20 protein-coding genes are annotated in these 24,288 nt (G+C 51.8%); 6 read left to right on the top strand and 14 right to left on the bottom strand.

Annotated features, from left to right (window positions below; translation table 11 throughout):
- Positions 1-51 precede the first annotated feature (51 nt).
- Both alr and LDL70_RS11065 read left to right on the top strand, forming a co-directional pair.
- On the top strand, positions 52-1,224 hold the full coding sequence (gene alr / locus LDL70_RS11060; protein WP_225685053.1) for an alanine racemase: 1,173 nt from the start codon (positions 52-54) through the stop codon (positions 1,222-1,224).
- Between the two features lie 54 nt (positions 1,225-1,278).
- Positions 1,279-2,535 (top strand): D-amino acid dehydrogenase, encoded by a 1,257-nt coding sequence (locus LDL70_RS11065; RefSeq protein ID WP_022712270.1) that lies wholly within the window; start codon positions 1,279-1,281, stop codon positions 2,533-2,535.
- Between the two features lie 54 nt (positions 2,536-2,589).
- Here the strand turns inward: LDL70_RS11065 and LDL70_RS11070 are convergent, their stop codons facing one another.
- On the bottom strand, positions 2,590-3,303 hold the full coding sequence (locus LDL70_RS11070; protein ID WP_022710089.1) for an autoinducer binding domain-containing protein: 714 nt from the start codon (positions 3,301-3,303) through the stop codon (positions 2,590-2,592).
- Between the two features lie 382 nt (positions 3,304-3,685).
- Positions 3,686-4,021 carry a DUF4377 domain-containing protein gene (locus LDL70_RS11075; RefSeq protein WP_075655903.1) on the bottom strand — a complete coding sequence of 112 codons (336 nt, stop codon included), beginning with the start codon at positions 4,019-4,021 and terminating at the stop codon, positions 3,686-3,688.
- Positions 4,022-4,097: 76 nt separating this feature from the next.
- Here LDL70_RS11075 and LDL70_RS11080 point away from each other — a divergent pair, with 76 nt between their 5' ends.
- Positions 4,098-5,345: a TIGR03862 family flavoprotein gene (locus LDL70_RS11080; protein ID WP_225685054.1), complete on the top strand. Its 1,248-nt coding sequence runs from the start codon at positions 4,098-4,100 to the stop codon at positions 5,343-5,345.
- 88 nt (positions 5,346-5,433) lie between these two features.
- On the opposite strand, the gene LDL70_RS11085 is transcribed toward LDL70_RS11080, so the two are convergent.
- Together LDL70_RS11085 and LDL70_RS11090 are read right to left on the bottom strand one after the other, a co-directional pair.
- Positions 5,434-6,048, bottom strand: coding sequence for a class I SAM-dependent methyltransferase (locus LDL70_RS11085; RefSeq protein ID WP_116087879.1), 615 nt, complete (start codon positions 6,046-6,048; stop codon positions 5,434-5,436).
- Positions 6,049-6,056: 8 nt separating this feature from the next.
- A complete protein-coding gene (locus LDL70_RS11090; RefSeq protein WP_225685055.1) occupies positions 6,057-6,722 on the bottom strand; it encodes an RluA family pseudouridine synthase in 666 nt (221 codons plus the stop codon).
- Positions 6,723-6,926: 204 nt separating this feature from the next.
- On the opposite strand from LDL70_RS11090, the gene LDL70_RS11095 reads away from it, so the two are divergent.
- Positions 6,927-7,607: an extensin family protein gene (locus LDL70_RS11095; protein WP_225685056.1), complete on the top strand. Its 681-nt coding sequence runs from the start codon at positions 6,927-6,929 to the stop codon at positions 7,605-7,607.
- Positions 7,608-7,677: 70 nt separating this feature from the next.
- A complete protein-coding gene (locus LDL70_RS11100; RefSeq protein WP_116087882.1) occupies positions 7,678-8,742 on the top strand; it encodes a bifunctional transcriptional activator/DNA repair enzyme AdaA in 1,065 nt (354 codons plus the stop codon).
- A 5-nt stretch (positions 8,743-8,747) separates the two neighbouring features.
- Here LDL70_RS11100 and LDL70_RS11105 read toward each other — a convergent pair whose 3' ends face one another.
- The 4 genes from LDL70_RS11105 to LDL70_RS11120 form a co-directional block, all read right to left on the bottom strand.
- Entirely contained in the window at positions 8,748-9,290 is a 543-nt protein-coding gene (locus LDL70_RS11105; protein WP_028233655.1) for a DUF924 family protein, read from the bottom strand.
- A gap of 143 nt (positions 9,291-9,433) precedes the next feature.
- Positions 9,434-10,765, bottom strand: a complete 1,332-nt coding sequence (locus LDL70_RS11110; protein ID WP_225685057.1) for an MFS transporter — start codon at positions 10,763-10,765, stop codon at positions 9,434-9,436.
- A 231-nt stretch (positions 10,766-10,996) separates the two neighbouring features.
- A complete protein-coding gene (locus tag LDL70_RS11115) occupies positions 10,997-11,347 on the bottom strand; it encodes a hypothetical protein (RefSeq protein ID WP_225685058.1) in 351 nt (116 codons plus the stop codon).
- Between the two features lie 63 nt (positions 11,348-11,410).
- Complete coding sequence (locus tag LDL70_RS11120) at positions 11,411-13,615, bottom strand: TonB-dependent receptor domain-containing protein (protein WP_225685059.1); 2,205 nt, start codon at positions 13,613-13,615, stop codon at positions 11,411-11,413.
- Between the two features lie 233 nt (positions 13,616-13,848).
- Here LDL70_RS11120 and LDL70_RS11125 point away from each other — a divergent pair, with 233 nt between their 5' ends.
- A complete protein-coding gene (locus LDL70_RS11125; RefSeq protein WP_225685060.1) occupies positions 13,849-15,354 on the top strand; it encodes a glycosyl transferase family protein in 1,506 nt (501 codons plus the stop codon).
- Positions 15,355-15,390: 36 nt separating this feature from the next.
- Here the strand turns inward: LDL70_RS11125 and LDL70_RS11130 are convergent, their stop codons facing one another.
- The 6 genes from LDL70_RS11130 to phnA all read right to left on the bottom strand — a co-directional run bounded on the left by LDL70_RS11130 (position 15,391) and on the right by phnA (position 24,265).
- A complete protein-coding gene (locus tag LDL70_RS11130) occupies positions 15,391-17,415 on the bottom strand; it encodes a putative 2-aminoethylphosphonate ABC transporter permease subunit (RefSeq protein ID WP_225685061.1) in 2,025 nt (674 codons plus the stop codon).
- The gene (locus LDL70_RS11135; RefSeq protein WP_220160399.1) at positions 17,412-18,575 is read right to left on the bottom strand and encodes a putative 2-aminoethylphosphonate ABC transporter ATP-binding protein; all 1,164 of its coding nucleotides are present in this window, start codon (positions 18,573-18,575) and stop codon (positions 17,412-17,414) included. The genes LDL70_RS11130 and LDL70_RS11135 overlap by 4 nt, the downstream gene beginning before the upstream one ends.
- Before the next feature lie 187 nt (positions 18,576-18,762).
- Entirely contained in the window at positions 18,763-19,785 is a 1,023-nt protein-coding gene (locus tag LDL70_RS11140) for a putative 2-aminoethylphosphonate ABC transporter substrate-binding protein (protein ID WP_225685062.1), read from the bottom strand.
- Between the two features lie 201 nt (positions 19,786-19,986).
- Positions 19,987-21,339: an aspartate aminotransferase family protein gene (locus LDL70_RS11145; protein WP_225685063.1), complete on the bottom strand. Its 1,353-nt coding sequence runs from the start codon at positions 21,337-21,339 to the stop codon at positions 19,987-19,989.
- 116 nt (positions 21,340-21,455) lie between these two features.
- Complete coding sequence (gene phnY, locus LDL70_RS11150) at positions 21,456-22,913, bottom strand: phosphonoacetaldehyde dehydrogenase (RefSeq protein ID WP_225685064.1); 1,458 nt, start codon at positions 22,911-22,913, stop codon at positions 21,456-21,458.
- Between the two features lie 92 nt (positions 22,914-23,005).
- Entirely contained in the window at positions 23,006-24,265 is a 1,260-nt protein-coding gene (gene phnA / locus LDL70_RS11155; RefSeq protein WP_075656346.1) for a phosphonoacetate hydrolase, read from the bottom strand.
- Positions 24,266-24,288: the final 23 nt, after the last annotated feature.

Consider the following 24,288-nt stretch of genomic DNA (forward strand, 5'->3'; position numbering starts at 1 on the left):
TGCATACTGGCAGCCAACCAACGTGTTGAACATGACAATGCGGAATTGCTTATGTCTGTACTCTTTTCTGAAACCCGAGCGGCAGCGCCTGTTGATACAACTGCCGGTGAAAATCCGGAAATCCTCGCGGCCGGCGGTATTCTTACCGTTGATTTGGCCGCTTTGCGCGCGAACTATAAGCTGATCGCCGACGCACTGAGCCCGACCAGAGCCGCAGCCGTTGTGAAAGCCGACGCCTATGGTCTGGGTGCGGATAAAGTTGCCCCGCAATTTTATGCCGCCGGTTGCCGCGATTTTTTCGTTGCACATCTGGGAGAAGCCCTGAAGCTGCAGCCGCATATCGGCAAAGATGCTGTTATTTATGTCCTCAACGGCCTGCAGCCGCAGACAGAAAAACTCTGCGCGGATAATAACATTATCCCTGTACTGAATTCGCTGGAACAGCTGCGCAACTGGGCAGCTCTGGGCAAGGCCGGCAACCGGAAGCTTCCGGCACTGCTTCAGCTTGATACAGGCATGTCGCGTCTCGGTCTTTCCGAACAGGAACTGAAAGAACTGCTGGCAGATATTTCCCTGCTGGACGGCATTGATGTAAAATTCATTATCAGCCATCTGGCTTCTGCTGATAATGTGCAGAGCCCGCAAAACCACGCCCAGCTGGAGCGCATGCAGGCAGCTCTTAAACTTCTGCCGCATTATGCCGTTGCGTTTTCCAATTCCGGTGGCAGCTTCATGGAGCGCGGCTATCATTTTGATCTGGCACGTCCGGGCATCGCACTTTACGGCGGCGCACCACTGGAAAATGCACCAAACCCGATGCAGCCGGTTGTGTCGCTGCAGGCGCGCGTCATTCAATGCCGCACCGTTCCGGCACATACTCTGGTCGGCTATGGCGGCAGCTATGAAACACAGGGCGAGACACGGATTGCCACGATTGCCGTCGGTTATGCAGATGGCTGGCCACGGCACTTAAGCAATAAAGGCGCAGCATATTATGGTGCTGTGCGCTTGCCGGTTATCGGCCGCGTTTCCATGGATTCCATTACACTGGATGTCAGCGCCCTGCCGGAAGGCACATTAAAGCTCGGCAGCCTTGTAGAGCTGATCGGCGCACATCAGAGCCTTGAACAAGTGGCACAGGATGCCGGAACAATTTCCTATGAGATTCTGACATCTCTGGGGAACAGATATCATCGCAATTACATTAACGACATTCTTGCCTGAAGAACAAACAAGCCTGCACATGCGGCATCAGACAGGATATGACAGAGGCAGACCATGAAAGTTACAATACTCGGCAGCGGTGTGATCGGCGTAACGACCGCCTATTATCTGGCAAAAGCCGGCCATGAAGTGACTGTGCTCGACCGTCAGGAAGGACCGGCGCTCGAAACCAGTTTCGCCAATGCCGGTCAGCTTTCCTATGGTTACTCGACCCCATGGGCTGCTCCGGGTATTCCGCAGAAAGCGGCAATGTGGCTGTTTAAAAAACACTCACCGTTGATTTTCCGTCCGACCTGTAATCCGGCAATGTATAGCTGGCTGATGTCCATGCTGGCCAATTGCACCGCATCGGCCTATGCGACCAACAAAGCCCGCATGCTGCGCATTTCCAATTACAGCCGCGAATGCCTGACCGAACTGCGCAATGATACCGGCATCACCTATGATGAAGGTTCAAAAGGTACTTTGCAGCTGTTCCGCAGTCAGAAAGATTTTGACGCGGTAATGACCAAGGATATTGAAAGCCTGCGTCAGGACGGCATCAAGTTTGAAGTGCTGGATGCCGAAGGCTGCACCAAGGCAGAACCAGCCCTTGCCAATGTAAAGCACATGATCACCGGCGGCCTGCGTATGCCGGATGACGGCACCGGCGATTGCTTCACTTTCACCAATAAACTGGCCAAAATGGCTGAAGAACTGGGCGTAAAATTCCACTACAATGTGGATATTAAAGGCTTCCAGCTTAACAGCGGCAAGATTGTTGCGGTTGAAACCAATAAAGGCATCTTCACTGCTGATCGTTATGTGGCTGCACTCGGCAGCTTCACACCGCAGCTGGTCAAAGGTCTCGGCCTCAATGTTCCGATCTATCCGGTCAAAGGCTATTCGATCACTATTCCGATTGTCGATGAATCCCGCGCACCGGTTTCGACCATTTTGGATGAAACCTATAAGATCGCGATTACCCGTCTCGGTGATCGTATCCGAGTCGGCGGTATGGCTGAAGTCACCGATTATGTGACACGTCTGCTGCCTGAACGCCGCGAAACGCTGGAACTTTCCGTCAGCGGCCTGTTTGGCGGTGCGGGTGACCTGTCCAAGGCAACTTTCTGGTCGGGTCTGCGTCCGATGACTCCGGATTCAACACCGATTATCGGCGGCACAAAATACGACAATCTCTATATCAATGCCGGTCACGGCACACTCGGCTGGACAATGTCTGCCGGTTCTGCCCGCGTTATGGCCGACCTGATCTCCGGCAAAAAACCGGATATTGATACTTCAGATCTCGGCCTGTCACGCTACAAGTAAAATTACATCCTCCGCTTAAACGCCGCCGCAAATTTTGCGGCGGCGTTTTGCATTTCAGAGCAGACCAATCAGATGCGCCTTCATCACCGCATGAACCTTGTTGGAAACAATCAGCTTATTCAGAACATTGTTCATGTGAAAATGTACCGTGCGCGGCGTGATATTGAGTATGATTGAAATATCCTCAGCGGTTTTACCGTCACCGGTCCAGCGCAATATTTCCCGCTCCCGCAGTGTAATAATCTGATCCTCAGTATTATAGGTCTCATCCAGCCGATAAAGATCATAAAACCTTGTGAACAGAGACAGGCTCAACTCGCGCAATTCCGGCTCCAGCTCTTTCAACTCGGCTTTGCTGATTGCATCGCTGGTTCGGCTGAAAGACAGAAAGCCGGCAACCGATTGCGGCCCCCAGCAGGACTGCGTAATACCCACAGAATGGCCGTCACGTCTCATTTCCTGCCACAGAATTTTATTCTGCTGATAGAGTTTCTCAGTCCAGACGACCGGCTTGGAAGACCGCATCGCCTGCTGAATTGCGGGATCGGTCAGAATACATTCATTGCGCACATAATAACTGCGCCAGCCTTCAGAATAATTGTCGAACCCCTGAATTTTCGGGCGCGTCAGTGACTGCGGGATACGAAGAACAAAACTGTAATAGTCAAAGCCAAGCCGCACCGCATGACTACTGATAATATCGACAAGTTCAATTTCCTGCACATCTGTTAAATTGACACCATAAAGTATTGGCCGCGATATATTCATCGGAAAAACCTTATCTTATTTTAAAATATCAATAAAAATAAAACAGTATAAAAAATCAGGACAACCAAAGAATAACAATTCAAATAAAAAATGACAATCAATTAGAATAAAATTCACAAATTATGTTCACATCTTAAGAAAGATACAAATATTTAAGAATAATCATGAAAATTTATTGAATAACATAGATTGATAAATCTAATTTTCTAAAAGATGAAAAGCTGCATGAAACGCTTTTTACAAGACGTGACATTTTTGCCATGAGCTTTGACAAGGCGAATGCGACCTTTAACGCCGCTATTCCCGCTAATGATTCTTATTGCGAGCCAATAAAAAAGCCCGCCAAAGGCGGGCTCATTTGATGGAGCACTCGTGCTGCTGATTACTTTTTCTTGCTCAGCACCTTCACCAGACTATATTTCAGGCTGGAACTGTCCATAGGCGGATTTTTGATTTTGCTCACATTCACTTTCAGCTTGTAGCGATAACCCGGCTCATAGCGAAAACCGTCAATACCGCCATAGAATAATGTCCATTCGCTTTTCGGGCTTTTGCGCACCTGCATACATTTTTGCGGCCCTACACCAACACAATCAACCAGCTTATTATTGATATAAAGCACCTCATTCTTACCGGCTGCACTCGCCTGCTGTATCGACAACAGACCGGCACCAACAATGGCCGCAGTTACAACAGGTATAATAAAGGTCTTTTTCACAGGCTTCTCCGTCTTCGCTTCTTACTTGCGTCAGCACTGAACTTAGCTAAAACAACCTGAACAGCAGGTGAACCGGATGACATCTCAAAACACACATACCAACGGCAAGACCATTGCCATTATTGGCGGCGGCTCTTCAGGCCTTGCTGCGGCAGAAATTCTGTCCGCGCACGGGCATGACGTTACTGTTTATGAAGCCATGCCGACTGTTGCACGCAAATTTCTGCTGGCAGGCAAATCCGGTCTAAATATCACCCATTCAGAACCCTATGAACGCTTTCGTACCCGCTATGGTTCCAGCGGCTCGCGCCTCATTCCGGCACTCGATGCTTTTACGCCTGAAGATATCTGCCAATGGACAGAAGCATTGGATATTGAAGTTTTCACCGGCAGTTCCGGCCGCATCTTTCCGAAACGGATGAAAGCCTCGCCATTGCTGCGCAACTGGGTGGCACGGCTGGAAGCGCAAGGCATCACAATCCTGAAACGTCATCGCTGGAAAGGTTTCAGCGGCGACGCTCTTTTGCTTGACACGCCGGAAGGTGAAAAACAGATCAGCCCTGATGCCACATTACTGGCTCTGGGCGGCGCCAGCTATCCGCGCCTTGGCTCTGATGCCGCATGGGTACCGTGGCTTACGGAAAAGAATATCAGTATCGCGCCTTTCCAATCGGCCAATTGCGGATTTGATGTTGACTGGAGCACAGTCTTTCGCGAGCGCTTTGCAGGCGCGCCGATCAAATCGGTCGCGGCTACATCTCCGGCAGGCCGGATTGAGGGCGAATTTGTTATCTCGCAGCACGGCATTGAAGGCAGTCTGATCTATGCTCACGCCGCTGCATTGCGCGATCAGCTGAATAATACCGGCAATGCCCGCCTCTATCTTGATCTGACACCCGCACGGTCAGTTGAACGGCTGATACGCGATCTCACCAAGCAAGGCAGCAAAAGCAGCTTCTCCAACCGCCTGCGCAAAGCCACCGGCCTTGAAGGTGTGAAAGCAGCATTATTGCGCGAACTGATGCCGGATGCTCATATGCTCTCCGCGGAAAATCTCGCGCAAAAGATTAAAAATCTCGGAGTGCCATTACTGCGTCCGCGCCCGATTGCAGAGGCGATTTCCTCTGCCGGCGGCATTGTCTGGGATGAAGTCAGCGACAATTATATGCTGCACAAATTGCCGGGTGTTTTTGTTGCCGGTGAAATGCTGGATTGGGAAGCGCCGACCGGCGGCTATCTGCTCACCGCCTGCTTCGCAACAGGCAGAGCTGCAGCTCAAGGCATGCTGGATTGGCTGGAGCATTTCACAGTCAAATTAGATTAATTTGACGGCTGTGATAATGCGACCACTAAAAATCTGGAGCATGTCCTCTAAAATTGCACATCGGTTGTAGGAGACATGCTCCAGAAGCTCAAATAATCTTCGCCTTCACAAACACATCATAGCGGGTGCTTTTGCCTAATATCTGGTGCGAAGGTTTGCGGATACCTGCCATTGGTTCCGCACGCAGCGGCCATTTCAGCACAACACGATTTTGCGCAGCTTCCAGCGCCACCTGCATCAGCCTTTCCGCATCAGGATCGGTACCGACAATCTCGCGGATCTGGCGCATTTCTTTTTTGACCAGCGCCGTATTTCCGCGTGGCGGATGCATCGGATCAACCAGAACTACCTGCGGCTTCAGTTCCGGCAACAATGCACAGGAGTCACCAAAGAGCAGTGTCATCCGCGCCACGGTCTCCGCCAAGCGCCCGCCTTCTGCCGCAGCGCGTTCCAGCCCTGCGGCGAGCAAAGCATGCATTTTTTCTGACCGCTCAATCAAGGTTACTTTTGCACCGAGTGATGCCAGCAAAAAAGCATCGCGGCCAAGCCCTGCGGTAGCGTCCACAATATCCGGTGTTGCACCGCGCACCAGTCCAGCTGCTTTGGCAAGCGCCTGCCCGCGCCCCTCACCGGAGCGGAAACGATGACCGACAGCCCCGCCGACAAAATCAACAATCAGGTCATTATCATCTGCTTGCTGCATAGGTTCTCTCAAAACGGGCAAGGTATGGTAAAAGTAACAGCACGGCCATCAGGATGGCGAAAGCTCAGGCTCTCCGCATGCAGCAGCAAACGATCTGCCGCCTGCAAAGCAGCACCCTCTGCATAGAATTCATCGCCCAGCATCACATGACCGATGGCCTTCATATGCACTCGCAGCTGATGCGTCCGGCCGGTTAGCGGGAACAGACGCACACGAGTTGTCTGTTCATTGCGCTCCAGCACCTGCCAGCGACTTTGTGCCGGTTTGCCATGTTCGTAATCCACACGGTGACGCGGTTTATTGTCCGGATCAATCGCCAGTGGCAGATCAATCAGTCCTTCATCCTCAGCCACATTACCCCAGACCACAGCAATATAGGATTTCTCGGTGCTGCGCTCTTCAAACTGTCTGGCAATCTGTGCATGGGCTTTACGGTTCAGCGACATCAGCACCACACCGGACGTGTCTTTATCCAGCCGGTGGATCATCAGTGCCTTTGGAAACTGCTTTTGCACCCGCGTCGCTAAGCTATCAGACAAAGCCGGATCACGCCCCGGCACAGATAACAGCCCGCTTGGCTTATCCAGCACCAGAATATCCGCATCCTGATAGATCACCGATATCGGATCCATAGGCGGATTATAAACAGGAAAAGCGGAAGAGTATGTGCTCATGCCTCCCTCTAACATAGTTTATCCGCCGCATAGAAGTGCTGACTTTCAGGAGAAACCAAGAAAAACGGGAACTGAAACGGCAGTTCAGCGGTTTACCCAGGCACTCCCTGCAAAATCAGTCGTGATTTTGCACTCACGGAAAGGCTTTTGATGCGATATTTTTTGCCCCTCTGTTTGCTTGCAGTGCTGAGTAGCGGTACTTTGATGACAATACCGGCCACAGCGAAAACTGTTCCGATACCTGCACAAAAACCCGCTGCGGAAGAGAGTAAAACCATTGCCCCTGCCCCAAAACCGGATATATCAAAACCGGAGACACCGAAAACCGAACGGATTTATCAGGCTGCCTGCCTGCCATTAGTGCAAAATGAAGTGACCGGCAAAGTCATCCCGCCTGTCAATGAAGGGCAATGCCAGATCAGAAGCCCGCTGGAAATCACGGCCTTCACCAAACCTGTCCCGATAGAACTGGATCAGACGATTACAACCAATTGCACGATGACTGTCGCTCTCACTGAATGGGTGCAGCAGGCTAACAATTTGGCCAAAACCCATCTCGGCAGCGATATCAAAACCATCGGCACCGGTTCGCATTATCAATGCCGCAAGGTGAATAACGGCTCGGCAGGACGTGTATCCGAACATGCATTCGGCAATGCTCTGGATATTATGTCTTTCACACTCGCAAATGGTGAAAAAACCACACTTGCCACAGACTGGAACGGCAGTGAAAAACAAAAGAAATTCTGGCGTGAATTACATAAGGCAAGCTGCACGCTGTTCATGACAGTCTTAGGGCCGGAAGCCGACAGTACCCATGAAACCAATCTGCATCTTGATATGGGCTGTCATGGTAAATCCTGTACCTATCGCATCTGCCAGTAACCTGATGAAACAGAAAAATAGACGCCCGATTTCCGGCGGCACCGGAGGCAAATCATGATAAAGTCTGTTTATGCTATTTTCTTTACCCGACCCGCACACTCTTTATCAGGCGCTTCTTGATCGTGACCAGTCCTATGACGGCCATGTTTTTGTCGGTGTGACCAGCACCGGCATCTTCTGTCGTCTGTCCTGTCCGGCACGTAAACCGAAATTCGAGAACAGCCGCTTTTTTGATCATCCGGCCGCCTGTATGGAAGCGGGTTTCCGGCCGTGTCAGCGCTGCCGTCCGCTGGATTTTTATCGTGGCAAAGAGCCGGTTGTCGCCAAATTGCTGGATTGTCTGGATGCCCGTCCGGATCATTTCTGGTGCGAAGATGACCTCATCGCCATGCAACTTGATCCTTCCACAGTGCGTCGTGCTTTCAAACGCCATCTGGGTATGACTTTTCTGGATATGGCACGACTGCGCCGGAAAGCACGCGGGCTTGAAAGCATTGCTGCCGGTCATTCCGTGATCGATGCACAGCTTGAAGCCGGTTATGATTCCGGCAGCGGTTTTCGCGAAGCCATTACGCAGCTGATCGGTGATACGCCTGCCCAGCTGAAAGGGCGCGACCTGCTGAAAGCAGACTGGCTGGAAACACCAATCGGCTCCATGCTGGCCGTAGCCGACCAGCATCATCTGCATTTGCTGGAGTTCTTTGAGCGTAAAGGCCTGCCCAATGAGCTGAAAAAACTGCGTCTCTACACCAAATCATCCATCAGCTTTGGTCGCCTTGCACCAATTGATCAGATTGAAGCAGAGCTGAAACTCTATTTCACCGGTGGTTTTACCGGTTTTAAAACGCCGCTGGCGCTCTATGCTCCGGCCTTTACCCGCTCGGTCTGGGATGCATTGCAGGAAATTCCGCTGGGTGAAACCCGCTCCTATGCCGAACTGGCAGAACTGACCGGACGCCCTGATGCCATACGTGCCGTGGCCAATGCCAATGGCGCTAATCAGCTGTCAATTATTATCCCGTGTCATCGTACCATCGGCTCGGACGGATCACTCACGGGATATGGCGGCGGTCTATGGCGCAAACGCTGGCTGCTCGAGCACGAGAAACGTATGGCTGCCCGTTCCGCCGCCTGAATAGTTTAAAAGCCTGTATGGGTTTTCAGGAATTCGGTTTCTTCCGGCGTATTTTTGCGGCCGAGTACGGCATTGCGATGCGGAAACCGGCCGAATTCCTCGACAATATCACGATGCTCTCTGGCAAAGCCGAGAGCAAAATCATTGCCGAGCGCTTTATAAAGCTTCACGCATTGCTCCTGATCTTCAATCACTTCGCTATGCATCAGCGGCAGATAGAAAAACTGCCGTGCCTTCTCATCCACAGCCATGTCATAATCATGCTCCAGCGCATATTTTGACAGTGCACAGGCAAGCGGATCACTCGCAAAAGCCTTAGGATCACCGCGGAACATATTGCGCGGAAACTGGTCGAAAATAATGGTCAGAGCCAAAGCGCTTTTGGCATCATTCTTCCAATGCGCAAGATCACCTTCCACGGCCTGCTCATATACCGCGCTGAAACGCTGTTTGATTTGCTGGTCAAGATCATCAGAACGAACAAACCAATGCGCTTCCGTCGCATCAGAAAACCAGAAATCCAGAATATCCTGCGGGGTCACCTGCACCATAGATCATCTCTCCTGTCTTATTCTCATACATATACATAGAGCAAATCTCCGAGCTTACCAGCTTCAGAAATTTTACTTATGCAAACCAACAAAAAAGGAGCCGCAAGCGGCTCCTTTTACAAATCATCTTCATGAAACAATCAGGAAGAAAACTCTTTGTCTTTATGAGCGAGAATGGCCAGCAAAGTAATTGCCGCCGCAGCCAGCAAATACAGACCAACATAGCTAAGGCTGTAGGTTGTAGCCAGCCATGTCGCAATATATGGCGCCAGCGAAGCACCGAAAATACTGGCCATGTTAAAGGTCATGGAAGCACCGGTATAACGCACGGCAGTCGGGAACGGCGAAGCCAGCGCCGCACCGATCGGACCATAGGTCATGCCCATCAGCGCGAAACCGATGATCGAGCACATCACAGCACCGACAACACCGGCACCCAGCAGTGGTGCCATGAACAGACCGAACACACCAATACCGATTGTAGTAAGGATCATGATGAAGCGGCGTCCGAAACGGTCAGACAACAGACCGGAAACCGGAATCAACAGACCAAAAAATACAACACCAACCATCTGAATGAACAGGAATTGCTCACGGGAATAGCCCATGCCTGCCTGTTCAACAGGACGCGTTGCCCATGACAGCATGAACACGGTCATCAGATAGAACAGCACAAAGGTTGCCAGCGCCGAGAAAGTGCCGAGAACCAGCGCACGCTTGTGATGCTTGAAGACTGCAGCCAGCGGCACCTGAACGCGTTCCTGCTTGTCCATTGCCTTCTGGAATTCAGGTGTTTCGGTGATCTTGATACGAACATACAGACCAACAGCAACCAGCAGGATCGAACCGACAAACGGAATACGCCAGCCCCAGCTCATGAACTGCTCATTGCTCAGTGTGGCACCGAGAATAATGAATGTACCGGCAGAGAGGATGAAGCCGATCGGCGCACCAAGCTGCGGGAACATTGCATACCATGAACGCTTGCCTGCCGGAGCGTTTTCGGTTGCCAGCAACACTGCACCACCCCATTCACCGCCAAGGCCAAGTCCCTGACCGAAACGGCACAGTGCGAGCAACAGCGGCGCAACCACACCAATTTGTGCATAGGTTGGCAGCAAGCCGATGATGACGGTCGAAAGACCCATGGTCATCAGCGCGGCAACCAATGTTGCCTTACGGCCGATTTTGTCACCGAAATGGCCGAAAACCATGGCACCAAACGGACGGGCAAAGAAAGCAATCGAGAATGTAGCAAAAGATTGCAACATGGCCGAAGTCGGATCACTGGCCGGAAAGAACACAGCCGGAAACACCAGAACGGCAGCCGTTGCATAAACATAAAAATCGAAAAATTCGATTGTTGTTCCCACGAGGCTGGCAAACAGCACACGCGCGGGCGAATTCAAGGCCGGAGCTGCCTGACCGTTTTTACCGGCAACAGCACTCCGGGGGGCACCGGAAACACTCATTTTTTTATCCTGTTTGCGCAAGTTTACGAGTGTAAAATCCGATCCCGCAGACCTGCTGAAATATCGACGCAGAACAGCCGTTTAAAAAGAAAAGGACTGACCTGAATTATGCACCACCGACACCGAAAACCGGAATCCGGCGCATTCTGATCGCAATGGTCTATCCGATTAAAAGCAAGAAAACTATCAAAAATATCAGGGTTTCTTTTTAAAATTGCGCAAAATGCACGTTTATTTTGCAGTTCGCCATGCCACATGCATTTTCGCGCAATAGTCTGATAGCGACATTTCAATCCGGCTATGCAAATGATGCGAACGAGTGCCGGACTTATCACAAATGCGTTGCACAACAGTCATGCGCTGTTCATTGAAATTGCAGAGAATGCGGCAGTCCTGTTTTTCGGAGATTACGGTCATGCATCCGCCCTCGGAAAATACCAATCGCAGAAAACAACCGCCACCGGTCAGATCAAGCAATAATAATTGCTCATCCGCCATCTGGTTTCCGCGCTGGATACCGCATAACACAAAAAGAGCACTGCCCGTCAATGCGCCGGTCAACCGCGTCTGGTGAACTAGCATTTATCTGACAAAAAAGCCCTTGTGCAGAACACAAGGGCTTTTCATTTTTTAACGGCTGAACAATCAGAACTTCGAGGTCATGCTGACCCAGAGACGACGTCCGTCAACCGAAGCATTGAAATCACTCTCTTCAATACGCTTGTCGAACAGATTGTAGAGTGCCGCATTGAATGTAACATTCTCGCTGAACTCATAGCTCGTACCGATATCAAAGGTCATATAGGCATCATATTTGCGGGCAATGACCTTGCCGTTTTTGTAAACCGGCTTGCCGTTGCTGCCGATACGGGCACCGGCATTGGTTTCCGAGCCATGATAATTGGCAGCTGTCCATGCAGACAGGCCTTCAACCGGTGTAATCCAGTCCGCACGGATATTACCCATATGTTCCGGTGTACGTGTCAGCGGCAGACCATCATAGTCCCCGCCCTTCTGACGGGAATGCGTATAGGTATAGCTGGCGCGCAAACGGATGTCAGATGTGGCTTCCCAGTTTGCAGTCAGTTCCACACCCTGCATCACAGCATTATCGATATTGAAGCTGCTCCACAGAACGTAATTTGTATTTTCGCTCCAGCGGATCGGCTTGCCATTCGCATCAAGCATCTGCTTGTTGGAGATCTTGTCCTTGAAATCCGTGTAGAAATATGTCGCGCCAAGCTGCAAACCGTCCTGATTGTCCCACAGGGCGCCCAGTTCATAGCTTGTGCTCTTTTCTGCTTTCAGGCTTTCATCGCCAATAATCACACCGCAAGGGTTCTTGCCGGATGGCAGACTTGCCTCAGGACCATAGAAACAGCCGCCACCGCCGGTCGTATAAGCATAACCCGGTGCAATTGTGCGAATTTCCGGTGCTTTAAAGCCCGTGGAAATACCACCTTTCAGCGTCAGCTGCTCCGTTGCATGCCACACGGCATAGGCACGCGGGCTGAGATGGGAACCGTAGATTTCATGGTCATCCATACGCAGACCACCGGTCAGCGAGAAATCCGGTGTAATCCACCACTCATCTTCAGCAAAGACCGCCCATTGGCGAATGCTGAATGTCTCATCAAGACCGGTGCGGCGTCCCGGATTCTGATCTGTCAGCTGTGCATCAATGAACTGACCGCCGGTGACCAGCGTATGATCGCCGTAAAATTCAAACGGTGTGGTGAATTTACCGTCGAGAACAGAGTTACGGATTTCCGGTGACCGCAGATTTTCCACATAGGAACCGCGAGCTTTATCCCAGTTGAAATTCGTGCGTTCTGCCCATTCCTGCGAGAACGAGAAATCAGACGTTGTCGGGCCCCAGCGGCCGGTATGGCTGATCGACCAATGTCTGCGGTCATTGTAATTATAAGTATCTGTTCCGGTCAAAGCGATTGTATCACCGACATTGCCTTCACGACGCACGCGGGTAACGCCGCCTTCAATGAAAATGTCATGATCTTCATTCGGCGTAATTGTCAGCTTGCCGCCCAGATCACCGTCGCGCTGTTCCTGCGTACCATTGAGGAATTTATCCTCACTGCGCTTGAGCCCGCGTCCCCAGGCCTGAACACCAACAACGTCAGGCACCAGTGGTCCGCTGACATAGAAGGAAGCCTGTCCGCTGTTGCCGTAGCGTGATTTGGTCTGCACGGTACCGTCAAGGGTCAGCTCACCATGCCATGCATCGTCAACTTTACGGGTAATAATATTGATAACGCCGCCCATGGCATCCGAACCATAGAGCGAAGACATCGGGCCACGCACCACTTCAATCCGCTCGATGGCCGATGCAGGCGGAACAAAACTCTGTTCAAAACCGGCATTACCATTGGTGCGGGCATCGCGGGTGCTCTGGCGCTTACCATCGACCAGAATAAGCGTATAGGCACCCGGCAAACCGCGGATATAAATATCCTGCTCATTGGCGATACCGGTCACGCTGACACCCTGCACGCTGTTAAGCGCATCGGTCAGGTTGCGGAAGGCACCTTTTTCCAGCTCTTCGCGCGGTACAACAGTAATACTGGCCGGTGCATCTTTAACATTCTGCTCAAAGCCGGTGGCTGTGACAACGATCTGATCCAGACGCACAGTACCTGCCGGCGCGGCAGCCTGTTCAGCTGCCTGATCCGCAACTTGTTCCGCAGCCTGTTCGGCCTGCGCTTCAGCCGCAACCGGCTTCTTTTTAACAGCCTGTGCCTGAGCCGGAAGGGCGAAAGACAGCATTGTTCCGGCCAGAATTGTGCCGCATGCAAGAGCTGCGAGACGACGCATTTTGACCCGTTTTAACATCTCAGATCCGGAAACTGTCTGAATTTCCGTTCTTGAATGTCCGATATCTGTCATTTCAATTGCCCTCTGCCACAAATATGAGTTATTTACTCCCCTTATGTGTGGCAAGGTAACAGGTCAATCGCCATGTTTCAGACTTATTCCAACATCAGCTTTTTGCATTCCGCATAATGAAGATATCGCACCGCCTGAAAAAAGCTTTGCTCTGCACCAAAGCCGGAAGGAACAGTTAAATGCGTGAAAAGACTGTGCCTGATGACAAGAAATCAGCCAAAGACAGCACAAACAGTGCTTTGCCCGCGTCCCGTTTAGGGCAGTTAAGGCTGTTGATAGCTTTGGATACATTGCTTGTGGAGGGCAGCGTGCAGCAGGCTGCCAAGCGCATGAATCTCAGCGCTCCGGCGATGAGTCGCCTGCTCAACCAGATTCGGGAAGCCTTCAACGACCCCATTTTAGTGCGTTCCGGCCGCCGGATGATCCCCTCTCCGCGCGCGGAGATGCTGCGCCTGCGCCTGCGTGCTCTTGCGGATGAGGCAGAAAACCTGCTCAGCCCCGATATACCGGCAACGCAAACACCGGCGGAAACCGGCTGGCAGCAACAGGCTTTGCTCGCCGTTCCGCCTTTATCTCTCAGAACACCGCTGATCGGCGGACAACCCAGCCCCAAACAACTCGCCAGCCAGTTGGCATATCTGAGCAACAGCCATGATCCTGTTTTACGCTTTTCGCGGTTTCTGGGCATACTCGGCCGTGGTGCCGGAAACAGCCGCCCGCTGACGATTGAGGAGGCCGAAGAAGCCTTTTCCCTGATCCTGCAGCAACAGGTTGATCCGATGCAGGCCAGCGCATTTTTCAGCCTGATCCATTATCGCGGAACAGCCGCTCAGGAACTGGCAGGTATGGTCAGGGCTGCACGCCAATATTATCAGCTGGATGATACATTCAGTCCGCAGGCGGATCTGGACTGGCCTGCCTATCTCTCCCCCAACTCCCCGCGCGCACCATGGTTTTTACAGGCCGCCAAACTGCTCGTACAGGCCGGATATAAAATCGCACTCCATGGCAGCAATGGCAGCGGTGTAAATAGCGGTAAGATTGAACAGGCAGCGCATGCGCTTGGCATCCCTGTTGCACAAAACCTTGCCGATGCCCGCCAAACTCTGAGGAACAGCCACATTGTCTATATGCCATTAACAGGTTTTGCGCCTGCTCTTGCATCCATGATGGCGCTCTATCCGCTATTTGCCGCGCGCTCTCCGGTGGGCGATTGTGTGCATCTTCTCAATCCGTTGCAAGCGCGTGCCAGCCTGCTGGGTGTATCCCGACCGGCCTATCGGGAACTGCACAGGGATACGGCAAAGCTGTTGCAGGAACTGCCGGAAGTGCATAGCACTGCTGTTTATGGAAATGGTCAGCGGCAACTGACAGTTCTCAGCGGCAACCGCGATGTTGCAGAGTTTTATCCTTTTCGTGTGGCAACACTTTTAAGTCTCAGCGGCACGGAAAGCTCTGACATTATTATAAAAGCACTACATGAGCCGGAAGCCCTGCCCCGTATCGGCATGGATTCCTTTGAATATTGGCAGGCTATCTGGGCAGGGACTGCCATTGACCCGCGTCTTGAAACCGTTGTCACAGCTACAGCGGCGCTCGGCTTGATGACATTGCACAATGATCCCGACTTCAGCGGCTGTCACACCAAAGCAAAACAACTCTGGCAGCAGCGCCATAACAAATAAACGGCACCTTCTGCAAAAGGTGCCGTTTAATCACTCTCAGGTGCCCCGCCATTTCTGTGTCTTGCGCAGCAGCATTTGCGACAAGCCATAATGCACAAGCCGTGCCGCAACATTGGTATAGAAGATCATCATCCCCATAGCGGCAGCGGGTGCCACATCCCCAGCATCATCCATATTCAGCACGGCCACGGAAGCCAGCGTAGTATGAGCAGAATACAGGAACACCACGGCGGAGACTGTCGTCATCGCATTGACGAACAGGTAGATTGAAATATCCAGAATGGCCGGCAGGCACACCGGAACCGTCACCCGCGCAAATAATTTGTAGAATGGTTGCTTAAGCGATGCCGAAACCGATTCAAATTCCGGATCCATCTGTTTCAGTGCGGTCAGCGCAGTCAGATGGGACACCGTATAAAAATGCGTCACGGTACAGATGACAAGGATGATCATTGTCCCGTAAATAGTGCTCAGCGGGTTAGCCGGATTGTTGAAGAAAAAGATATAGGCAAGCCCCAGCACCATCCCCGGCACAGCCATTGGCAGCATAGCCAGAAACTGGAACAAGGCACGGCCTTTGGCAAAGCCCTCGGTCTTCTCAACCGCATAGGCACCGACAAACACGACAACTGTTCCGATAATCGCCGTCAGAAAAGCCAGCTGGATAGAATTATAATAGGAACTCCAGCCACCGCCATCCATACGCCCGAACTCAAAATTGCGCAGGCTGAGGCTCAGATCATAAGGCCAGAATTTTACGATGGCCGCTAATTGGCAGACCAGCAAAAGGCCGGTGATGAAAACAGCTATCAGAGCGCAATAAAGCAGGCACAGATTGTCAAACAGCGGTTTCTTTTTCGGAGCAAACGGCACCGCACGCGCAGATAACAGAGCAACCTGTTTGCGCTGGATAACTCTGTCGACGGCAAAAGCAATCACAGCGGGAAACAGCAGCATTACAGAGACAACCGCACCGATTTCAAAATTCTGCTGGCCGATGACCTGCTTATAAATATCCACGGCCAGCACATTATACTGGCCGCCGATAACCTTTGGCAGACCGAAATCTGTAATAACCAGATTGAACACCACAAAGGCTGCGGAAATCAAACCATAACGGGCACCCGGAACTGTCACCGTCCAGAATGTGCGCCATTTGCTTGCCCGCAGGGAATCTGCCGCCTCATAATGACGGGCATCCGACACAGCCAGAGCCGTGGAGATAATCATCAACGCATGGGGAAACGTAAAGAAAACCGACCCCAGCACAATGCCCAGAGGTCCGTAAATCGGCAGGCCGAACAGCAGTTCTTTCAAAATTCCCTGATTACCGAACAGATAGATCAGCGCAATCCCCGGCAGCAATGACGGCACAAGAATTGGCATCACCGCCACCAGCTTGAAAAAGCCTTTGAAGCGCATTTTGGAACGGTTGAGCGCATAGGCAAAACCAAAAGCCAGTGAAACGGTGAGCACCATGCTGACCAGCGCGATCACCAGAGAATTCCTGATCGACTGAAACAGCGCCGGTGATGAAAAATAAGTGCGGTAATTATCCAGCCCTGTCGTTTGATGCGGCATCAGCATGACACGGCGGAAATTATTGGAATCCACCTCCTGCCATTCCTGCCCCTGATAGGGAGCAGAGCCGATCAGAAACCGGCTGTTATCCGTCAAACCACGGATGCGATAATGCTCTGGCCCGCGAAAACTGAATTCCGGAAACAAAGCCACAGGCGACAAACGACCGCTATTGGAGGTTGCCAGCTCATCTTCTGAAATGGTTTTCAGACCGGCATTCAGCTGACTCAAAGACTGAGCAGGAGCCCAGTTGCCTTTGCCGTCACCAACCTGCACTTCATAATTTTCCAGCTGGAACTGGTAACTGGCAAAAGATTTGGACAGCATCACATAAAGCGGCGCCGCCAATGTTATCAGCAGATACGCGCCGATAATCAGCATCATACCGCGCTTGATCCAGTCGTCCGAACTGACCTTCTGACGGATAGCCTTGCCTGCCGGCATGAGCGGCGCAGCAGAATAATCGCTTACAGCACTCATCGCCTGCCCTTTCCGTCAAAAATCAGCAAACGGCTTTTCGGCAATTCAACAAGAATAGTCATACCCTCTGTCAGGCCGAGGCGTCGTTCCGCATTGATGGAAAAGTCAGCTATCAGCTGCTGGTTTTGCAAATAGGTGCTGCGCATATGCGTGCGCCAGAAAGAGCCGAGAAATTCCATGGCTTCGATCTGCACCTCAATCAGATTTTCCCCGTTTCCGGCAGAGGAACTCGCATCCACAGCGCGGCCATGGGGGATCACATCATTCGGCCTGATGACTGCAACCGCCTCACTGCCCTCCGGCAGATTATGTTCATTGCATTGCAGAACCAGATCACCGGAAACTGCGGTGCCATCCGCCCCGATCGTGACCGGATATTTATTGGTCTCTCCGATAAAATCCGCCACAAACAGGCTGCTTGGCTGGCGATAAACATCAAGCGGCGTACCAACCTGTTCGATTGTCCCTTTATTCATCACCACGATACGATCAGCCATAGCGAGCGCTTCTTCCTGATCGTGGGTGACCATGATTGTTGTCACGCCGAGCTTGCGCTGCAATTCTTTAATCTCGTGGCGCAGATGAACACGCACCTTGGCGTCAAGCGCGGAAAGCGGCTCATCAAGCAGCAAAAGCCCGGGAGAAATCGCTATCGCCCTTGCCAGCGCAATACGCTGCTGCTGTCCGCCGGAAAGTTGTGAAGGATATTTTTTCGCCTGATCTGCCAGTCCCACCAGTTCCAGCAATTCGGCAACACGCTGCGTAATCTCGGCGCGTGATTTCTTCATGTTTTCAAGCCCGAAGGCGATATTCTTTTCAATGGTCAGATTAGGAAACAAAGCATAGGACTGAAAGACAATCCCGTAATCGCGTTGGGCAGGCGGCAGGCAGGAAATATCTTTGGAAGCCTGATGAACCGTCCCCCTTGTCTGCAGATCCAGCCCTGCAATGGCACGCAGCAATGTGGTCTTGCCGCAACCGGAAGGCCCGAGAAAACAGATAAATTCGCCTTCTCTGATTTCCAGATTGATGTCTTTCAGCGCATAAAACTCACCGAAAGCTTTCCAGAGGCCGTCAACCTTGAGATATTCCTGTCTGTTTGCTGCCGCATCGCCGGCATTATATGCCTGCTGACCGATACGAACAGCATCTGTAGCCATTTCATGTTTCACGAATTCATTCCTCTGGACTGACATGGTCACACTCCCTGAACGAACGCGGAAAAGCCCGCGTTCGCAGTCGCATTATGCGTGTCTGTTAGAGCAGCTTCGGAAAACACGGGAACCGGCCTGTGTCCGAAACCATATGAAGACAGAAATTCTGCCGCTCAATGAGACAGCGTTCCGATCAGCCTTTGGATTCAGATTTTGAATCGTACCGTTTCGACCATTCCTCCAGAATGGCTTTGCGGTTATTCGCCGCCCATTCCAGATCATTTTTAATCATCTTTTTTTCGAGATCAGCAGGAATATGTTCCACAGGCTTGGCAATGCCCGGCAACGCGACCACGGCAAAACTCTTATTGAGCGCTTCCATGGCATTCGGTGTCAGTGTCCAGTCCATCAGGGTTTTGGCGGCATCCATATTCACTGTACCGGCCATAATCGCCACGGCCTCGGACTCCCAGCCGGAACCTTCTTCAGGGAAGATAATATCCACCGGCGCACCGGCACTCTTTACCTGAGAGGCAGGGAATTCAAAGGAAACGCCGATCGGTATTTCACCCGCACCGGCCATTTTGCACGGTTTGGAGCCGGAATGCGTGTAATTGGCGATATTCTCATGCAGGGCATCCATATAGTCCCAGCCGCCCTTTTCGCCGAACATCTGCAACCAGGATGACACATCGAGGAAGCCGGTGCCGGACGATGCCGGATTAGGCATGACCACATGACCTTTATATTCAGGCTTGGTCAGGTCTCTCCAGCTTGCCGGCGGTTTCAGGCCAAGTTTCTCTGCTTCAACCGTATTGAAACAGACCGCAGCCACATAGGCATCAAGGCCGATCCAGCTGGTCGGGCGATCCTTATCCACAAAACGCGGATCCAGCTTGTCGACATCTTTCGGCGTATAAGGCTCTAGCATGCCTTCATTTTTAAGGATCAGCAGCGATGTGGCCGCAATACCCCAGACAATATCTGCCTTCGGATTATTTTTCTCGGCCAGCAGCTTGGCGGTCATGACCCCTGTGGAGTCACGTACCCAGTTCACTTTAATATCCGGATGATCTTTATTAAAAGCTTCTGCAAAACGTTGCAGATCAACCGCTTCAAAAGCAGTATAAACAGTCAGTTCTGTTTGTGCATAAGCACTTGATGCCAAAGCAATACCGGCAGCAAGGGACAGAATAAAAGCGCGATGCTTTTTCATTTCATATTTCCCCATTGTTATATCAGCTTTTTGTTATGTGTTTGATAGCTGATTGCTTATTTTTATACCTGCTTTTGCAGGCTGTTCCCTCTTATGGCTCCTCATAGTGCGAACCGCAGTTCAATAAGTAAAATCTATTTATTTTATACATCGCCCTCCAAAACTTATAGGTTAGAGGGCGTTTCCTCCGGACAGAAAAATCTATGCGCCTTCCAATATCGCTCTTTCGACAACGGACAGTGCCTGTTCAAGCTCCTGCTGAGTAATGATGAGCGGCGGTGATAAAGTCAGCACATTGCCCTGACTGATCTTGAAACTGACACCGCCCTCCAGACAGCGATAATAAACCGCCTCAGCCAGTGCATTATCCGGCTCACGGCTGTGCCGGTCGCGCACCAGTTCCACGCCGAACAGCAAGCCACGACCACGCACGTCTCCCACATGCGGTGAACGTAATTGCAATTCCCGAAGACGATTCATCGCATATTGGCCAAGCTCGGCCGCACGTTGAACCAGCCCTTCTTCCTCAATAATCTGAATTGTGGTGAGTGCGGCGCGCGTCGTTACCGGATTTTTCTCATGGGTATAATGCCCGATCGCATAATCACCGCATACATCCAGATCGCGGCGCACAATTGCCGCCGCGATGGGCAGCATACCGCCACCCAGCGATTTACCGAGCACAATCATATCCGGTGTCACACCATCATGATCGGACGCAAAAAATTTGCCCGTCTTGCCAAGTCCGGACGGAATTTCATCAAAAATCAGCAAAGTTCCGTGACGATCACAGGCCTCGCGCACTTTTTGCCAGAAACCGGGCGGCGGCGGATAAGGTGTGGCGCGCATCGGCTCTGCCACCACAGCTGCAATATCGCCCTCACGTTCCAGCACAAAAGACACAATATCTGCACAGGCAATACCGCAGCTTTCAGGCCCTTTATGCTTGTAATGACAACGATAACAGGTAAAAGGCGGCACATGTTCTGCACCGGACAATAAAGGCCCTGCAATACCCGAACGGAATGTTGCTTCTCCGCCGACAGATGATGCGCCAAAGCCAGCCCCGTGAAAGGCATCCCAGAAAGACAGGGTTTTAAATCGTCCTGTGGCTGCCCGCGCCACTTTCAGCGCCACCTCAATCGCATCTGAGCCGCCGGTGGTAAACAGCGTTTTTCCCAGATTGCCCGGTGCTATTTCTGCCAGTTTTTCAGCCAGTTCAATCGCCGGTTCACAGGTAAACCGGCGTGGTGCAAAACTCAGATCATCCATTTGTTGCTTCACGGCAGCAATCAGTTTGGGATGGGCATAGCCGATATGATGGGCGCTGTTGCCGTGAAAATCCATAAAACGACGCCCGTTGGCATCTTCAATCCAGATACCCTGCGCCTTAACAATCGCTGTGAGACAAGGGCTGGAAAGACTCTGATGCAGAAAAACATCCGCATCACGGCGCAGCACTTCCTCCATATGAGGACTGTTTTGCTGCGCCTGCCATCGCTGCCTTGCCTCGGAGCGGTTGGACTCGCCCTCTGTGTGCACTGCCAGTTTCATACTCGCCGCCTCCCCGAACGGTTTTCAGATAATGTGGCGGTTGCGATACGTATGCCTGTTATACTTTATTGTATTTTACGTATCGCGAACCTTGTTTTAAGTCCTTCTCCCGCGTCTCAATCCCATGGCAGTGAGAAGGTTTTGACATTGGTGAAGCTTTTCATCGCTTCAATCACACCTTCTTTATAACCATTGCCGGAATCTTTAATCCCGCCGAAAGGCGACATCTCGATACGGTAACCCGGCACTTCCCAGATATTGACCGTACCGACATTGAGCCCGCGGATGTATTTCTGCATACGCCGGTAATCGTTGGTGCAGACACCGGATGACAAGCCAAAATCTGTCGAGTTAGACAACGCAATCAGCGCATCATCATCATCCGGCGCGCGAATAATCGGAATAACCGGCCCGAAAGTTTCCTGCATCACCAGCTCCGAGCTGTGTGGCACTTCGTCAACCACAATCGGTGGCAGTAAAGCGCCCTGACGACCCGGATCATAGAGAATTTTTGCCCCCTGCTCGGCTGCCATATAGACCAGTTTTTCAAACCGTGCGGCAGCCTGTTCATGGACGACGGTACCCAGTTCTGTTTTCGGGTCCATCGGATCACCAAAGCGTATTTTCTTTGCCCGTTCCAGCACCATCGGTACAAAACGGTCGGCCACGCCTTCCTGACACAGGATACGTTTCACGGCCGTGCAGCGCTGACCGGAGTTTTTCGTCGCCCCCGCCACAGCAAGATCGGCCGCTTTTGCCAGATCATCGTCACTCAGATCATTGAGAATAATCAGCGGATCATTACCGCCGAGTTCCAGTACTGTGCGTTTATAGCCCGCAGTATTGGCAATCATTTTGCCCACAGGAACACCGCCGGTAAAGGTAATCAGATCAATATCCGGATTGGTAATCATTTCCGAGCCGATATCTTTCGGCAGACCTGTCACTACCGACAGCATTTCCGGCGGCAATCCGGCTTCATACATAATATCGCACAGCAGCAATGCGGTCATCGGTGTCAGCTCGGTCGGCTTTACCACCACGCAATTATTGGTGGCAATCGCCGGTGCCACTTTATGCGAAACCATATTCAGCGGATGATTGAACGGTGTGATTGCCGAAATCGCACGTAATGGCTCACGAAACGTGAAAATCTTACGGGCTTTACCGTGCGGTGTCAGATCACAGGAGAATATCTCACCGTCATCATGCAGGCACATCTGCCCTGCAAGCGTAAATACGTCATAGGCACGGCCGACTTCGTAATAGGAATCCATCTTGGAGATGCCCAGTTCCGAAGTAATCAGATCAGCCATTTCCTCTTTGCGTGACACCAGCAATTCAGCAGTGCGCAGCAGGATTTTCTGCCGTTCATAGCGTGTGAGCTTCGGCTTATAGGCTGCGGCAATTCTGAAAGCCTCGCGGGCATGTTCAGCTCGCCCTGCCGGAACCGTGCCGATGACCGCATTTGTGTAAGGATAATGCACATCAAAAACGGCATCCGCATCGACCTTTTTACCGGCGATCCGCATAGGCTCATGTCTGGTTTTAATGATTGTTTCCGGCTTCACCACAAAGGCTCTCCCTTCAATTCACCCCACCGGAAACCGGTCTGATTTTAAAATCAGAGACCGGTTTACCGGCACGGGGGAATGTTTTCCTCAATTTACGACTGAGCTACCGCAGCTGTAACCGCATAGAAAAACGCATCAAAATTACGCAGAACCGGTGCTTCCGGCAGGTCCGGCATCTGACGGTTCACAATGAAAGGCACGGCCTGTTCTGTCAGCCCGCCATGCGAGCGCAGAGGCTCATTCAATGCTGCAAGATCATGGCGATGCTCACTGGTGCCGATGGCTTTATTCTCCGATGACACCAGAACAATATCGCCGATACGGTCTTGAGGCAGTTCAAAACGCTCAGCAGCATCAGCATTGTTCAGCACCACATCAATGCCTTCAATGGCCGCCAGCCGCTTCATAATATCGCTGATATCCGTACCATCCGGCAGATAGGCCGTTGCAAAAGAACCAAGCGCGCCGTGATGCACCACATAAGGATCTGTAATCGGGAGAATAACCCGTGCAGCATCCTTGCCCAGCCAGTCGTCAAGAACGTCCTGCACATAGACCACATCCGGTGAGCCATCAGCCTTATGTTTCGGCTTCATGCCGTGATCTGCCGTCACCACAATGGCCGCACCTAAAGCGTCCAGCTCGGCCAGATATTTGTCGAACATTTCATAAAACGCATTGGCCTGCGGCACACCCGGTGCATATTTATGCTGCACGTAGTCTGTTGTGGTCAGATACATCACATCAGGCCGGAAAGTTTTGAGCAGCTTCACACCGGCAGCGAACACAAATTCTGAAAGCTCTGCGGAATAGACCTCCGGCACCGGCATACCCAGCCATTGTGATGCATTATCAATGCCGTTTTCCGCTTTCGTTGTCGTATCGGAACGCTCTGCCGAAAAACAAATCGCGCGATTATCTCCGAATTGCAGACCTGCCCCCAGCAAAGCCCGCAGCTTGTCTTTGGCAGTCACAACCGCGACTTTCGCACCGGCATCATAGAAGCCTTTGAAAATGGTCGGCGCACGCAGAAAACGCACATCATTCATCATCACTTCCGTACCAGTTTCACGATCATAGAGATAGTTTCCGCAAATGCCGTGCACTGCAGGCGGGCGCCCTGTGGCGATGGAAAGATTATTCGGATTGGTAAAACTCGGAATAACACTATGGGCTGTACGTACCGTGCCGGTTTCTTTAATGCGTTTCAGTGTCGGCATCAGCCCCGCAGCAATTGCCTCATCCAGATAAGCCGGTTCGCACCCGTCAAGGCAGATCGCGATAGCGGGGACATTCGGCCAGTTATAATCACGGCCGTTCACGGTTACGGTTACCTTGGTCATCTTGTTCACTTCATTATCCTCCGCAGGCGGCA

Origin of the sequence: Pseudochrobactrum sp. XF203, from assembly GCF_020341615.1 — a bacterium.
Taxonomy (GTDB): Bacteria; Pseudomonadota; Alphaproteobacteria; order Rhizobiales; family Rhizobiaceae; genus Pseudochrobactrum; species Pseudochrobactrum saccharolyticum.